Source organism: Sphingopyxis sp. Geo25 (assembly GCF_949769135.1).
Taxonomy (GTDB): domain Bacteria; phylum Pseudomonadota; class Alphaproteobacteria; order Sphingomonadales; family Sphingomonadaceae; genus Sphingopyxis.
This window is the reverse complement of the sequence record NZ_CATKOZ010000001.1, coordinates 647,017-661,472: the sequence shown is the minus strand read 5'-3', so window position 1 is coordinate 661,472 and position 14,456 is coordinate 647,017. Positions and strand designations below refer to the sequence as shown.

15 protein-coding genes are annotated in these 14,456 nt (G+C 65.8%); 4 read left to right on the top strand and 11 right to left on the bottom strand.

The genetic code is table 11. The features are described from left to right. Nucleotides 1-20 precede the first annotated feature (20 nt). On the bottom strand, nucleotides 21-443 hold the full coding sequence (gene ndk, locus QOL68_RS03360) for a nucleoside-diphosphate kinase (RefSeq protein WP_282946942.1): 423 nt from the start codon (nucleotides 441-443) through the stop codon (nucleotides 21-23). A 141-nt stretch (nucleotides 444-584) separates the two neighbouring features. Here ndk and QOL68_RS03355 point away from each other — a divergent pair, with 141 nt between their 5' ends. Then, nucleotides 585-1,226: a dioxygenase family protein gene (locus tag QOL68_RS03355; RefSeq protein WP_282946940.1), complete on the top strand. Its 642-nt coding sequence runs from the start codon at nucleotides 585-587 to the stop codon at nucleotides 1,224-1,226. On the opposite strand, the gene QOL68_RS03350 is transcribed toward QOL68_RS03355, so the two are convergent. Together QOL68_RS03350 and QOL68_RS03345 are read right to left on the bottom strand one after the other, a co-directional pair. Beyond that, on the bottom strand, nucleotides 1,223-1,672 hold the full coding sequence (locus QOL68_RS03350; RefSeq protein WP_058454449.1) for a DNA polymerase III subunit chi: 450 nt from the start codon (nucleotides 1,670-1,672) through the stop codon (nucleotides 1,223-1,225). The genes QOL68_RS03355 and QOL68_RS03350 overlap by 4 nt on opposite strands. A 133-nt stretch (nucleotides 1,673-1,805) precedes the next feature. Further along, the gene (locus QOL68_RS03345; protein WP_282946936.1) at nucleotides 1,806-3,251 is read right to left on the bottom strand and encodes a leucyl aminopeptidase; all 1,446 of its coding nucleotides are present in this window, start codon (nucleotides 3,249-3,251) and stop codon (nucleotides 1,806-1,808) included. A gap of 133 nt (nucleotides 3,252-3,384) precedes the next feature. Between QOL68_RS03345 and QOL68_RS03340 the strand changes: the two genes are divergently transcribed. From QOL68_RS03340 to QOL68_RS03330, 3 genes are all read left to right on the top strand, one after another. Then, nucleotides 3,385-5,688: an LPS-assembly protein LptD gene (locus QOL68_RS03340; protein ID WP_058454451.1), complete on the top strand. Its 2,304-nt coding sequence runs from the start codon at nucleotides 3,385-3,387 to the stop codon at nucleotides 5,686-5,688. Between the two features lie 353 nt (nucleotides 5,689-6,041). Next, the gene (locus tag QOL68_RS03335) at nucleotides 6,042-7,283 is read left to right on the top strand and encodes an MFS transporter (protein WP_282946933.1); all 1,242 of its coding nucleotides are present in this window, start codon (nucleotides 6,042-6,044) and stop codon (nucleotides 7,281-7,283) included. A gap of 52 nt (nucleotides 7,284-7,335) precedes the next feature. Next, nucleotides 7,336-8,472, top strand: coding sequence for a GGDEF domain-containing protein (locus QOL68_RS03330; RefSeq protein ID WP_282946931.1), 1,137 nt, complete (start codon nucleotides 7,336-7,338; stop codon nucleotides 8,470-8,472). Here QOL68_RS03330 and QOL68_RS03325 read toward each other — a convergent pair. From QOL68_RS03325 to QOL68_RS03290, 8 genes are all read right to left on the bottom strand, one after another. After that, the gene (locus QOL68_RS03325; protein ID WP_282946929.1) at nucleotides 8,469-9,359 is read right to left on the bottom strand and encodes a class I SAM-dependent methyltransferase; all 891 of its coding nucleotides are present in this window, start codon (nucleotides 9,357-9,359) and stop codon (nucleotides 8,469-8,471) included. The genes QOL68_RS03330 and QOL68_RS03325 overlap by 4 nt on opposite strands. Beyond that, nucleotides 9,352-10,749: a threonine synthase gene (gene thrC, locus QOL68_RS03320; RefSeq protein ID WP_282946927.1), complete on the bottom strand. Its 1,398-nt coding sequence runs from the start codon at nucleotides 10,747-10,749 to the stop codon at nucleotides 9,352-9,354. Before thrC ends, QOL68_RS03325 begins: the two co-directional genes overlap by 8 nt. A 28-nt stretch (nucleotides 10,750-10,777) precedes the next feature. Beyond that, nucleotides 10,778-11,437 carry an SURF1 family cytochrome oxidase biogenesis protein gene (locus tag QOL68_RS03315; protein ID WP_282946925.1) on the bottom strand — a complete coding sequence of 220 codons (660 nt, stop codon included), beginning with the start codon at nucleotides 11,435-11,437 and terminating at the stop codon, nucleotides 10,778-10,780. Beyond that, entirely contained in the window at nucleotides 11,430-11,816 is a 387-nt protein-coding gene (locus tag QOL68_RS03310; protein ID WP_231728989.1) for a DUF983 domain-containing protein, read from the bottom strand. Before QOL68_RS03310 ends, QOL68_RS03315 begins: the two co-directional genes overlap by 8 nt. 1 nt (nucleotide 11,817) lies before the next feature. Next, nucleotides 11,818-12,693 carry a cytochrome c oxidase subunit 3 gene (locus QOL68_RS03305; RefSeq protein ID WP_058454459.1) on the bottom strand — a complete coding sequence of 292 codons (876 nt, stop codon included), beginning with the start codon at nucleotides 12,691-12,693 and terminating at the stop codon, nucleotides 11,818-11,820. 81 nt (nucleotides 12,694-12,774) lie between these two features. After that, nucleotides 12,775-13,272, bottom strand: a complete 498-nt coding sequence (locus QOL68_RS03300; RefSeq protein ID WP_282948253.1) for a cytochrome c oxidase assembly protein — start codon at nucleotides 13,270-13,272, stop codon at nucleotides 12,775-12,777. A 38-nt stretch (nucleotides 13,273-13,310) separates the two neighbouring features. Beyond that, nucleotides 13,311-13,478, bottom strand: coding sequence for a cytochrome c oxidase system small membrane protein (locus QOL68_RS03295; protein ID WP_282946922.1), 168 nt, complete (start codon nucleotides 13,476-13,478; stop codon nucleotides 13,311-13,313). Beyond that, complete coding sequence (locus QOL68_RS03290; RefSeq protein WP_282946920.1) at nucleotides 13,475-14,386, bottom strand: heme o synthase; 912 nt, start codon at nucleotides 14,384-14,386, stop codon at nucleotides 13,475-13,477. The genes QOL68_RS03295 and QOL68_RS03290 overlap by 4 nt, the downstream gene beginning before the upstream one ends. Between the last annotated feature and the right edge of the window lie 70 nt (nucleotides 14,387-14,456).

The following is a 14,456-nucleotide window of genomic DNA, read 5'->3' as shown; positions in this document are numbered from 1 at the left end:
GTTCGACTCTACCGAATGGCTTAGCCGACAATTTCTTCGGGCTTGAAGAAATAGGCGATCTCGATCGCGGCATTTTCTTCGCTGTCCGAACCGTGCACGGTGTTCGCCTCGATGCTCTCGGCGAGTTCCTTGCGGATCGTGCCGGGCTCGGCGTTGGCGGGGTTGGTCGCGCCCATGATGTCGCGGTTGCGCTGCATCGCGTTTTCGCCTTCGAGAACCTGCACGACGACAGGGCCCGAAGTCATGAATTCGACGAGTTCGCCGAAGAAGGGGCGATCCTTGTGGACCGCGTAAAAGCCCTCGGCCTGTTCGCGGGTCATGTGGATGCGCTTCGACGCGACGACGCGGAGGCCGGCGTCTTCCAGCATCTTGGTGACGGCGCCGGTGATGTTGCGGCGCGTCGCGTCGGGCTTGATGATCGAAAAGGTGCGGGTGACCGCCATGGGAAAGCTCCTGCGTTGGTATTCTCTGCGATGCGCGCGCCTCTAGCCGCGCTTTTGCTGCACCGCAAGGTCGCCGGCATCCAAATGCGCTGCGAAATGGCAGGAGCTCATGCTAATATTGCCAAGAGAGGGGACCATTGCATGACGGACCGGCTTGACGGAATGACGCGCCGTACCTTTGCGGGCTCGGCATTGGCAGCATCTATCGCACTGACGGGCGGAGCAAAAGCGGCGGAAGCCGCGCTGCGGCCCACCGCGTTCGGGGACCTCGGCCCCTTCTATCCTGTCGAACGACTCGCCGAGGACGATGCCGACCTGACGTGGGTCAAAGGACGTCGTTCGCGTGCGCTCGGCGAGGTCATCGAAGTCAGCGGACGCGTGCTCGACCGGCATGGCAATCCGGTGCGGGGCGCGACACTGGAGATATGGCAGGCCAATTCGGTCGGCCGCTATGCCCATCCTAACGATATTGCGACGGCACCGCTCGATCCGAATTTCCAGGGCTACGCCCAGATCAGGACGGGCGCGAGCGGCGAATGGCGGATCGTCACGGTCAAACCCGCCGCCTATGACTCGCCGATCGGCCGGCGGACGCCGCACATTCATTTCGACGTCCATGGCAAGAGCCAGCGGCTCGTCACCCAAATGTATTTTTCGGACGATGCGGCGACCAACGCCTCCGACATGCTCTACAAAGGGCTCGGCGACGGGGCGGACACCGCGTTGGCGAAACTCGATACGCCGGCGAAATATCGCTGGGACGTCGTGCTCATGGACGGTTAGGGCCCTTCGGACCAGCGCCCGCGCTCATCCTGTTTCCAGAATCGATTGTCGACATCGTCGCGCGCCGCGAGCGCGCGCCAGGTTGCGCGCGCATCGTCGATGCGGCTGTTGTCGAAGAGCAGGAAGGCGCGCTCGAACGCCAGCGCTTCTTCGCGCCATTCGCCGTCGGCGAGCGCGACATGCGTCGCCTGGTTGGGGGGCGACGCCTCGAGCGTTCCGGCCAGCAGGATCGGCTCGATCGCCTCATCGGGCGAGCCCGCATTGCCATGCGGCAGAAAACTCGCGGGCTGGAGCGTCCACAACGCCTCGTCGATGGCCTGCCGCTGCATCGCCGAGGCGGCGACCACCAGCAGGCGGTCGCCATTCCCCAAGATTCGCGTCGCGATTGCCGGCAGCACCCGTTCGACGGGGTCGCGGATCAGCCGGTAGAAATCGACGCGGGGCATCAGGAATATCTCTCCACCGTCATTGCGAGGAGCGAAGCGACGCGGCAATCCAGAGTGTGCGGTAACCGCTCTGGATTGGTTGGCCTACGGCCGCCTTCGGCCCGCTCCGCTCGCAATGGCGGGTTGAAGAGCATCAAGACTCGTGGTTGTCGGCGATGTAACGGTCGAGCAGGCGGACGCCATAACCCGTCGCGCCCTTGGCCCATACCGGACCGTCCTTGTCACCCCACGCCATGCCCGCGATGTCGAGATGCGCCCAGGCGACGCCCTCGTTCACATAGCGCTTCAGGAACTGCGCGGCAGTGATCGATCCGCCTTCGCGCGGGCCGATATTCTTCATGTCGGCGATCGGGCTGTCGATCAGCTTGTCATAGGCGGGCGAGAGCGGGAAGCGCCACAGCTTGTTGCCGCTGGCATCGCCCGCTTCGAGCAGTTTCGCCGCCAGTTCGTCGTCGTTGGCGAACATCCCCGCATATTCGTGTCCGAGCGAGATCACCATCGCGCCTGTCAGCGTGGCAAGATCGACGATGACCTTCGGATTATAGGCTTTCTGCGCCCAGGTGATCGCGTCGCAGAGAACCAGGCGCCCCTCGGCGTCGGTGTTGAGCACTTCGACCGTCTGGCCCGACATGGTGGTAACGACGTCGCCAGGGCGCATCGCATTGCCGTCGGGCATATTTTCGACGAGGCCGACGACGCCGACGACATTCGCCTTTGCCTTGCGGCCCGCAATCGCCTTCATCGCGCCCGCGACGGCGCCCGCGCCGCCCATGTCCCACTTCATCATATCCATGCCCGGCCCGGGCTTCAGGCTGATGCCCCCGGTGTCGAAGGTGACGCCCTTGCCGATAAAGACGACCGGAGCCTCACCCGGCGTGCCGCCGTTCCAGCGCATCGCGAGCAGCCGCGGCGGGCGCGTCGAGCCCTGCGCGACGCCCAGCAGCGCGCCCATGCCCAGCGCCTTCATCTGGCGCTCGTCGAGCACTTCGAGTTCGACACCGAGTTCGGCGAGATGCTGGCACCGTTCGACGAAGCTTTCGGGATAGAGGATGTTCGGCGGCTCGGCGACGAGCGTCTGGGTCAGCGCCACACCGTCGGCAACCGCCGAATAGCTGCCCCAGCGCGCCGACAGGTCGCCGGCGGGCGAGGCGATCACGATCGTCTTGAGGCTGGGCTTCGCGGTGTCCGAAAGCCGGGTGCGATAGGTATCGAGCCGCCAGTCGCGCAGCCGTGCGCCCATCGCGAAGGCAAGCACGTCATCCTCGTCGCTCTGCCCCGCGCTCGCGAAATCGACATGCACGGCCGTGACGCCGCTGGTCTGCAGCCGCGCGGTCAGCGCGGCGCCGCCGCGTTCGAGGTCGTGCGTGGTGCCGTCGCCGATCCCGACGAGCAGCAGGCGCCGCGCCTGGTCGCCGTCGATCGCGGCGGTTTCGGCGATCGCGCCGGCCGCGCCCTCGAAGCGCGCCTGCGCCGCGGCGGCGCCGAGCAGCGCACCGAGCTTTGCGGCCTCGCCCTTGCGGACGGGGAAAGCGACGACGTCGGCGGACGCATCGATTTGCGCGACAAACTGGATGTCCATGCGGTAACTTTCTTATGCGGTGATTGATTGGAACGTGCCGGACCGATAGGGGTTTCGCTTGCGAGTTGCAAAAACAAAGCTGCCGGTCCAAGGCCGGGCAGCGACCATATAGGGTCTGGGACAAAGGGATTAAATGGGCTGGACTTTGTTCCATCGGGGGTCGCGCGCGCAATCGCTGTGGTTCGTCACGGCGAGCACTGCCGCGCTGATGGCATGCCCGGTGGCCGCCCAGCAGACGGTCGAACCGCCCCCCGTCGCCGTACCCGAAGGGCAGCCCGACCTGCAGGATCGCGACGTCGTCCCGGCCGCACCCGATGCCCCCGCGCCGACGAGCGAGGAACAGATCGGCTTTGCCGCTGACGCGCTGAACTACGACAATGACGCCGACATCGTCGTTGCCGAAGGCAATGTCCAGATGAACCGCGACGCGATCGAGATGCGCGCGGACAAGGTGACGTGGAACCGCCAGACCGGCGAGGTGGTTGCCGAGGGCAATGTCGCGGTCAAGAATCCCGAGGGCGATACCGCCTATGGCGACCGCATCGTCCTGACCGACACGCTGCGCGATGGCGTCGTCGAAAATATGCTCGTCGTGCTCGACAATGGCTCGCGCCTCGCGGCGATGAAGGGCACACGTTTCGACAACGGCAATATCGAGCTGGAGAACGCCGCCTACACCCCCTGCCCCGTCGAGGATGACTCGGGATGCCCGAAGAATCCGAGCTGGCAGATCCGCGCCGTGCGCGTCACCTATGACCGCGCAAAAAACAAGGTGAAATACAAGGGCGCGCGGGTCGAGATTTTCGGCCTGCCGCTGATCCCGCTCCCCGGCCTCAGCCATCCGGCGAACCAGGAGGCGGGCAGCGGGCTGCTGGTGCCTGAAATCCGGCTCGACCGTACGAACGGGTTCGAGATCGCGGTTCCTTACTATCTCCGCCTCGCGCCCGATCGCGACATCACGATCACGCCGCATATCTATACGAGCGCCGCGCCGATGCTGGAGGGCGAGTTCCGCGCGCTGACCGACGTCGGCTCGTTCCGCCTCAACGGCTTTGCAACCCACAGTGCGGCGGTTCCGGTCTCGGGGCCGACGACCGATCGCAACCGTCGGTTCCGCGGCTATTTCGAAAGCGCGGGCAAATTCCAGTTCGACCCGCGGTGGAGCCTGTCCTTTTCGGGTCGCGTCACGACCGACCGCACGTTCATGCGCCGCTACGACATCAGTCGCGACGACCGATTGCGCTCGACCTTCGAGCTCGAACGGATCGGCGGGCAGAGCTATCTCTCGATCGCCGGCTGGGCGACACAGACGCTGCGCCGCAACGACAGCCAGGGGCAGCAGCCGGTCGCGCTGCCGATCATCGACTATCGCCAGCGCTTCGCCGACCCGCTGCTCGGCGGTCAAGTCGAGCTGCAGCTCAACACATTGGCGATCGGGCGCACGTCGGGGCAGGACACGCAGCGCGCCTTTGCAGGGGCGCGCTGGGATCTGCGCGGGCTCACCGGCCTCGGGCAGGAAGTCACGGTCACGGCGCTGGTGCGCGGCGACGTCTATCACAGCGACGAGAATCTGCTGACCGCGATCCCCGGTTATCGCGGCAAGTCGGGGTGGCAGGGCCGCGGCATCGCGGCGGTCGCGGCCGACATGCGCTGGCCCTTCGTCGGCGAGTTCGCGGGCGGGACGCAGACGCTGACCCCGCGCGTCCAGATCGTCGCGACGCCGCCGATCAAGAATCTGGACATTCCGAACGAGGATGCCCGCGCCTTCGACCTCGAGGACAGCAACCTGTTCGCGATCAACCGCTTCAACGGCTATGACCGGTTCGAGGACGGCGCGCGCATCACCTATGGCGTGGAATGGAATTACAGCCGGCCGAGCTTCACGATCAACAGCATGATCGGGCAAAGCTATCGCCTGTCCGACAAGCCCAGCCTGTTCCCCGACGGCACCGGACTCACCGACCGCACCTCGGACATCGTCGGACGCACGACGATCGCTTACAAGAGCTTCCTGCGGCTGACGCATCGCTTCCGCCTCGACAAGGACAATCTCGCGATCCGGCGCAACGAGTTCGACGCGACGATCGGCGGCCGGTCGACCTACGCCGTGCTCGGCTATTCGCGCCTCAACCGCGACATCCTGCTGCTCGGCGAGGATCTGCAGGACCGCGAGGAGGCGCGCGTCGGCGGCCGCGTCGGTTTTGCGAAAAACTGGTCAGTCTTCGGATCGGCGATCATCGACCTCACCAGCCGCAGCGACGACCCGCTGGCGCAGGCCGACGGCTTCGAACCGATCCGCCACCGCCTCGGCATCGCCTATGACGACGACTGCCTGTCGATCGCCCTCACCTGGCGCCGCGATTACATCGACACCGGCGACGCGAAACGCGGCAACAGCTTCTCGTTCCGGATCGCATTCCGGAATCTGGGGTTCTGAGCGTCGGGCAGCCGGCGCCGGCTATGATTCGCGCCGATCTGGGTCGAAGGGCGGGAATCGACCGATTGCGGACCTAGACGATCCTCCCCCACCGGGGGAGGGGGAGCGAGCGGGTCAAAGGAACGCGCGGGGCGCGTTGCTTCCCGCGAGGCCGCAGGGTGGTGGAGGGGCACAGGAGATCATAGGCCGCGCCAAACTGCACGTACCCCTCCCCCATGCTTCGCATGGTCCCCCTCCCCGTGCCGGGGAGGATCGGCGACGTCCGCTCACCACCCCAAAGCCGCCATCGGGATTTCGAAAAAGCTTGCCGCGCCGATTGCGATTCAATCCTTCAATGGCTACGCGCTTGATCCGTGAGCGCGACGCAGACCTCTTCCCCGCCTTCTTCCATCGCTCCCTTCCGCTATCCCGCCTTCCGCGCCATCTGGATCGCCAATCTCGCGTCGAATATGGGATCGATGATCCAGTCGGTCGGCGCCGCGTGGCTGATGACCGAGATCACCAATTCGCATCAGCTGATCGCGCTGGTGCAGGCGAGCGCGACGATCCCGATCCTGCTGCTCGGCGTCATCGCCGGCGCGATCGCCGACAATTTCGACCGGCGGCGCGTGATGCTGGCAGCGCAGACGGGAATGCTGCTGATCTCCGCGGCGCTGGCCCTCACGACCTGGATGGGCGCGATTACCCCGCTGTTGCTGCTGTTCTTCACCCTGTCGGTTGGCTGCGGAACCGCGCTCAACGGCCCCGCGTGGCAAGCGTCGGTGCGGCTGCAAGTCGGCCCGAAGGATCTGCCGCAGGCGATCGCGCTCAACAGCATCGCCTTCAACCTTGCGCGGAGCGCGGGCCCCGCGCTCGGCGGCCTGCTGATCTCGCTGACTGGCCCCGCGCTCGGCTTCGGGCTCAACGCGATCAGCTATCTGGCGCTGATCATCGTGCTGCTGCGCTGGCATCCCGAGGTGTCGCAGCCGCAGCGCGCGCCGATGCTCGCTGCAATCACGACGGGCATCCGCTTCTGCGTCCAGTCGGACCCGGTTCGGCGCATCCTGGTCCGCGGCTTCGCTTTCGGCGCCGCAGCGATCGGTATCCAGGCGCTGATGCCCGCGCTCGTTCGCGACCGGCTGCACGGCACCGAGACCGTCTATGGTCTTTGCCTCGCCGCGTTCGGCGCCGGGTCGATCTTCGCGGCGCTATGGGTCGGCAATCTGCGCCGCCTCTGGGGGAGCGACCGCATCGTCAGCGGTTCGGCGATCGTCTTCGCGGCGGCGACCGTCCCGGTGGCGCTGACGGGGTCAATCGCGGTCGTCATGGCGGCGACCTTCGTCGCCGGCATGGCGTGGGTCTCGACGCTGACCACGCTCAACGTCGCGATGCAGCTCCGGTCCCCCGAGGCGATCCTCGGCCGCTGCCTGTCGATCTATCAAGCGGTGACCTTTGGCGCGATGGCACTCGGCGCCTATATGCTGGGTCTCGCGGCCGATATCTGGTCGCTTCCGACTGCCATATTGCTCTCGGGCGGATGGCTCGTTCTGACGGCGTTGTTGCTGCCATTCCTCGCCCCGATGCCCGCACGGGACGAGGGACGGATCGATCCCTGAAATTTTTCCTCCGGCGCCTTAACCTTGTTTCGGGGCGCCCGTTAATTTGCGCATGACCACACATGCAACTCCATCGAACGAGCCGGTCGGGCGGCTCCTGGGCTGGCTGGGGCTCCGCGCGAAGAACGGGGCCCATGAAGAGGAACAGGCATCCTCGGGAGCGCGCGGTTCGCGCAGCCTGGTGCGGGAGGCGCGGCAGCAGCTGGTCGGTGCCATCGGGGCATTCCTGATCGACCATGATCTGGATATTTCGGCGGCGAACCTGCTGATCGCGCACAGCGCCTTTTCGGGAATCAACCCACGGCTCGCGCGACAGATCGCGGCGCGCTCGATGACGAGCGACGGCGTGACGCAGCAATGGCTCGACGAGCTGATGGAGAATGACCCCACGCTGGCCGATCGCGCCGACCTCGACCGGATGGTCGCGCGGCTCGAAACGAACCTCGAGACCTTCCAGAGCAGCACCAAGGCCGCACGCAGCGCGACGAGCGAATATGGCTCGAAACTGGAAGAGCATGTCAGCGACCTCGAACAGGTACAAAAGACGGGCGAGCTTGTCTCGCACCTCGCCGACATTGCGAAGGTGATGCTGGAGCGAACGCGCCACGCCGAAGAGGAAATGCGCAAGAGCGAGGACGAGGCGAAGGCGCTGCGCAAAAGCCTTGCCCGCGCCAAGCGCGACGCAGAGGTCGACTATCTGACCGGCCTCCCCAACCGCCGCGCCTTCGAGGTGCTGCTCGAACGTCATTATGAGGAAGCGCGCGCCGCGTGCGAACCGCTGTCGGTCGCCTTCTGCGACATCGACGAGTTCAAGAAGGTGAACGACATCCACGGCCATGAGGCCGGCGACCGCGTCATCAAGCTGATCGCCGACACGCTCGCGAAGATTTCGAACGACCATTGCCACGTTGCGCGGCACGGCGGCGAGGAATTCGTGATGCTGTTCCGCGGTCTGCCGCCGAGCGAGGCGGCGGCGCGGCTCGACGAGGCGCGCGAAGGCTTGGCCGAGCGGCGGCTCATCAACCGCAAGACCGACCAGCCGTTCGGCAAGATCACCTTCTCGGGCGGGGTGGCCGACGTGTTCGGCTTCGGCGATGCCCGCGCGGCGCTGAAAGCCGCCGACGAGGCGCTCTATCGCGCCAAGGAAAGCGGACGGAACCGGATCGAGCTGGCGACGCCAGCCGCCTAATTGCTCCAGCGCGCGAAGATCGCGGTTGGGAGCAAGAGCCCCCGCGCCTCTTCGCGCACCGCCAGCTCGCCGCATTCGACCGTGCCGGGCAGATCGGCAAAAAGCTGTGCGAGCAGTTCGCCGATCGCGAGCGCCGACATGCGCACGGCATAGACGGTGAGAAACAGCGCCTTGCTGTCGGCGTCGAGCAATTGCCGGCAATCGGCGAGCAAGGGAGCGAGCCCTTCTTCCAGCTGCCAGCGCTCGCCTCCCGGCCCGCGTCCGAATTTGGGCGGGTCGAGCAGGATGGCATCGTAGCGCCTTTCGCGCCGCACCTCGCGGGCGGTGAATTTGCCCGCATCATCGACGATCCAGCGGACCGGCTTTTCGGCCATACCGGCGAGAGCGGCATTTTCGCGCGCCTGCGCGACCGACTTTTTCGAGGCGTCGACATGCGTCACCGACGCACCCGCGGCGGCGAGCGCCTGGCTGCCTACGCCGGTGTAGCCGAAGATGTTCAGGAAGGTCGGGTCCGGCTTCCCCGCCACCTGCGCGCGCAACCAGTCCCAGACGGGCGCCATGTCCGGAAAGAAGCCGAGATGGCGGAAGGGCGTGCAGCTTGCCGTGAAACGCGTCTCGCGCCAGCCGAGCGGCCAGCCCTCGGCGGGAACGGGTTTGTTGTAATACCAGCGCCCGCCGCCATCATCATCCGATGCGGGAATGAACTCGCCGTCGGCCTTGTCCCATTCGTCCTGCGGAAGCGCGGGGTGCCACATGGCTTGCGGTTCGGGGCGGATGAAGCGGTAAGGGCCATAGCGTTCGAGCTTGCGCCCGCCGCCGCTGTCGACCAGCCCATAATCCTCCCAGGCCTCACCGACAAGCGTGACCAGCGGCGCAAGCTCAGCCACGCGCCACTTCCGACAGGATATAGGCCTTCACCACGTCATAATCGCCGGGAAGCTTTTCATAGCGCTCCTCGCGGTCGAACAGGTTGCCGAGGCGCGCGGGGAGCGCCGGGCGGACACCCGTCGCGCGCTCGACCGCGTCGCGGAATTTTGCAGGGTGCGCAGTCGCGAGCGTGACGACCGGAATATCGGCATCGATTTCGAGCGTGCGTGCGGCGGCAAGGCCGACGGCGCTGTGCGGGTCGATGATCTGGCCGCCCTTCTCCTGCGCCCAGCGCAGCGCCAGCGACATCGCATCGCCGTCGATCCGCGCGCTCGAAAAAAGCCTGCGGGCCTCGGTGAGCATGTCGGCAGGGATGCTCATCGACCGATCCCGATCGAACGCGTCCATCATGCCGGCAATCGCCGCGCCATCGCGGCCTGCGAGATCGAAAAGCAGCCGTTCGAAATTGCTGCTGACCTGGATATCCATGCTGGGGGTCGCGGTCGGCGTGACGCTGCCAGCGCTATAGTCGCCCGACGACAGCGCGCGGTGGAGGATGTCGTTGACGTTGGTCGCAACGACGAGCCGCGCGACGGGAAGCCCCATGCGCGCGGCGACATAGCCCGCAAAGACATCGCCGAAATTGCCCGTCGGAACGCTGAAAGCGATGGGTCGCTCGGGCGCGCCGAGGCGCACGGCGGCATAGAAATAATAGACGACCTGCGCCATCAGCCGCGCCCAGTTGATGCTGTTCACCGCCGAGATAGTCAGGGCGCTGCGCGCCTCGGCATCGCCGAACAGCCGCTTCACCATCGCCTGCGCATCGTCGAAGCTGCCGTCGATCGCGATATTATAGACGTTGGGCGCCAGCACGGTGGTCATCTGGCGGCGCTGGACGTCGCTGACCCGGCCTTCGGGGTGGAGCATGAAGATGCGGATATGTTCGCGCCCCGCGACCGCCTCGATCGCCGCCGAACCGGTGTCGCCAGAGGTCGCGCCGACGATCGTCAGGTCGGTCTCGCCGCCGCCGAGGAACTTTTCGAAGAGCTGACCAAGCAATTGCAGCGCGACGTCCTTGAACGCGAGCGTCGGACCGTGAAAGAGTTCGAGCAGCCAGTGGCGGTGGTCGAGCTGGACGAGCGGGGTCACCGCATCGTGGCTGAAGCGGCCATAGGCAGCCTTGCAGAGCTCGCGCAGCTCGTCTTCCGACAGGACACCCGCAACGAAGGGCGTCATCACCCGCACCGCGGTTTCGACATAATCGAGCCCTGCAAGCGCGCGGATATCGGCGGCCGACATCTCGGGCCATTTCGCCGGCACATAGAGCCCGCCGTCGCTGGCGAGGCCGGCAAGCGTGGCGGCGCGAAAGTCGAGGGTCGGCGCGGAGCCGCGAGTGCTGATATATTCCATGACGGACATGCGCCCTAACGGCGCACCGTCACCGCTGCAAGCGGCGGCGCACCGCAAGCGCGTAGATTATCAGCGCCGCAGCCGCAAAAATGAACCATTGCACGGCATAGGCGAGATGATTGTTGGGTACGTCGGCACCCGACGGCACCTCGCTGGCGCGGAGCCCGGCAACCGGCGCGTCGGCCACGAGCATGGCGCGCGCCGGAACCGCACGGCCGATCAGCCGCTCGACCACCGTCGGCTGTTCGGGGCCCGGAACGATCGTCCCCTGCACCGTGCCACCCGTCCATTTGGGCGGAGTGAAGTCGTCCGCGATGCCGACATCGACAAGCACGCCCGGCCCCTCGGCACCGGTACGGCAATCGGCGACCATACGGATGCCGGACTTTCCCATGCGATCGGTGCCGCCGCGCTGGTCCCAGCGCACCACTTCAAGGCACACGACGCTCGATTTGCGGAACAGCATCGCATCGGGAACCGGCGGCAGCTCAGGGTAGGTCACGTGCGCCGACATCGCCCGGTTGCGCTCGTAGAGCGCGATCAGGGTCTCCTTCTCGGCCTTGCGCTGGAGTTGCCAGACGCCGAGCGCAATCATCACCGCGACCGCGCACAGGACGAAGATCGTCGGAATCAGCGGCCAGCGGCGCGCGGACGACCGGGGCGCGGCCGACGGCACAGGCTCAGTCATCGCTGAGCCTTCCTTCGGCCGCCTTGCGCTGATGCTCGCTGGCGAGCAGCGCGGCTTTGCCGACGCGAAGGCCATAGACCACCGCACCGACTGTTAGCGGGACCCAGAGGATGATGTGCAGCCAGAGCGGCGGCGCGAACGCGAAATCGACGACAAGCGCCGCGACAACGATTAACGCGCCGACGATCAGCGTCAGGAAGGCTGCGGGGCCGTCACCGACGTTGTAGCTCTGGAAGTCGAGCGAACAGACGCGGCAATGCGGCGCGAATTTCGCCGGCCCGTCGAACAGCGTCTGCGCCCCGCACTGCGGGCAGAGGCCAAAAAGGGCAGCGCGCGCGATCGGCGGCTGCCCCTTTGGTGTCTGATTGTTCTGCGGCAAGTTAGTGTGCAGCGACCGGCGCGCCCCAGCCGCCCCAGACATAGACAATGATGAAGAGGAACAGCCACACCACGTCGACGAAGTGCCAGTACCAGGCGGCAGCTTCGAACCCGAAATGCTGCTGCGGCGTAAAGTGGCCCTTGTAGGCGCGGACGAGGCAGACGATCAGGAAGATCGTCCCGACCAGCACGTGGAAACCGTGGAAGCCGGTCGCCATGAAGAAGGCCGAGGTATAGTTGATCGTGCCGAAGGGGAACGGCGCCTCGGCATATTCATAGGCCTGGATGCAGCTGAAGGTCAGGCCGAGGATGATCGTCGCCCACAGGCCCTTCTTCAGGCCTTCGCGGTCGCCGTGGATCAGTGCGTGGTGCGCCCAGGTAATCGTCGTGCCCGAGCAGAGCAGGATCAGCGTGTTGAGCAGCGGCAGCGAGAAGGCGTCGATGACATGGATGCCCTTCGGCGGCCAGATCGTGGCTGCCACGGCGCCATCCTGCCCGAACAGGTTGCTGACCGCCCCGTCGACGATCTCGACCGGCACCGGGAAGAGCGAGAAATCGAACCAGGCCCAGAACCAGCCGACGAAGAACATCACTTCCGACGCGATGAACAGGATCATGCCATAGCGCAGGTGGAGCTGAACCACGGGCGTATGGTCGCCGGCGTGCGCTTCGTTGATGACGTCCGACCACCAGCTGAAGAAGGTGGCGATCACGCCCATGATACCGAGGCCGAGAACCCATTTGCCCGCGCCGCCGAAATAGTCGGCATGCATGAACATCACGAGGCCGAAGAACATCACCAGCGCGGCGACCGACCCGATGAGCGGCCAGACGCTGGGATTTACGAGGTGATAGTCATGATGTTTGGCACCGGCCATGTCACAGTTCCCGTTTTTTGCCCCAGCGTGGCGATTCCCCAACCGCCCGCCGGTCCTTGGTAAGACTCTTTGAACGCGGCCTTAGCTCGCCTTTTTGCCCCCGTCTACAGGGTGAAAGGTATAGCTGAGCGTGATTTCCTGAATGTCGCGCGCGTCGGGATCGTCCTTGATCTTGGGATCGACAAAGAACAGCACCGGCATACGGATCTGTTCACCCGCTTTCAGGGTCTGCTGGGTGAAGCAGAAGCACTGGATCTTGGTGAAATATTTGCCCGCCGCGTCGGGGGTGACGTTGAAGCTGGCTGTTCCGACCACCTCGTGCGGCGACTGGTTCTCGGCGATGAAGATCGCCATGTCGCGCGCGCCGATGCTGACCGTGTCGGTCGGATGCTCGGGATAGAATTTCCACGGCAGCTTCGGCGAGACATTCGCGTCGAAGCGCACCGAGATGGTATCGCTGAGGATTTTCGGCTCGGCAGCCGCGGCGACCGGATCGTAACGCTGCGTCGTGCCGCCGAAGCCGGTCACCCGGCAGAAGAGATTGTAGAGCGGCACCGCGGCGAAACCGAGGCCGGTCATCGCGATTACCAGCGCGACGCAGAGGAACGCCGTCTTCCTCACTTGGGCACCACCATGCGCGCGATGGTGATGAAGAAGAAGAGGAAGGCGAGCCCGCCGAGCAGCCAGCCCATCAGGTTCGCGCGGCTGCGCTGGCGGCGGCGATATTCGGCCTCGTCGAAGGGCTGTGGTTCGGGGGGCGTTTCGCCGGGTACGTCGGGGGTCATAGCGGGAACCAATGGTCGGCGACGACCGCGCCGAACAGGATGAAGAGATAGGCGATCGAGAAAGCAAAGAGGCGCTTTTCGGGCTGCATCAAATCGCCCTCGCCAGTCGTGCGGGTCCCGACTTGCACCGAGAGCGCGACGAAGACCGCCGACAGGATCACGGCGGTCCAACCGTAAAGCGCTCCGGTGTAACCGAGCGGCCAGGGCGCGATCGCGCCGATCGCCATGATCACCGCGTAGAACAGGATCTGGCGCCGCGTCGACGTTTCACCTGCAACCACCGGCATCATCGGAATGCCCGCGGCGGCATAATCCGAGCGCACGAACAGCGCGAGCGCCCAGAAATGCGGCGGGGTCCAGAGGAAGATGAGCAGGAACAGCAGCACCGGCAGCGGCGCGACGCTGCCCGTTGCGGCGACCCAGCCGATCAGCGGCGGAAAGGCGCCCGCCGCGCCGCCGATAACAATATTCTGCGGCGTCCGCGGCTTCAGCCACATCGTATAGACAAAGACGTAGAAGAGGATCGAGACGGTCAGCAGCACAGCCGCCTGCCAGTTGGCGGCGAAGAGCATCAGGAAGACCGAGAAAGCCGCCAGCCCGACCCCGAACTGCAATGCCGTCTGCGGATCGAGCCGCCCTGCGGGAAGCGGCCGTCCGGCGGTGCGCTTCATCTTGGCGTCGAGACCCGCCTCATACCATTGGTTGAGTGCGCCCGACGCCCCTGCCCCCAGCGCGATCGCGAGGATCGACGAGAAGGCGAGCACCGGGTGCACGCTGCCCGGCGCCGCGAGCAAGCCGCACAGCGCGGTGAAGACGACAAGCGACATCACGCGCGGTTTGGTCAGCGCGAACAGGTCGCGCCAGTCGGCGGGTAGCGCCGTTGCGCCGTGGGTCAGGCTCTGCGCCATGCATACTCCGGCCTGTCGGGCGACGCCCCCTGCCGAATGTCAGCAGAGGGCGAAGCTGGTCAGGCGATAA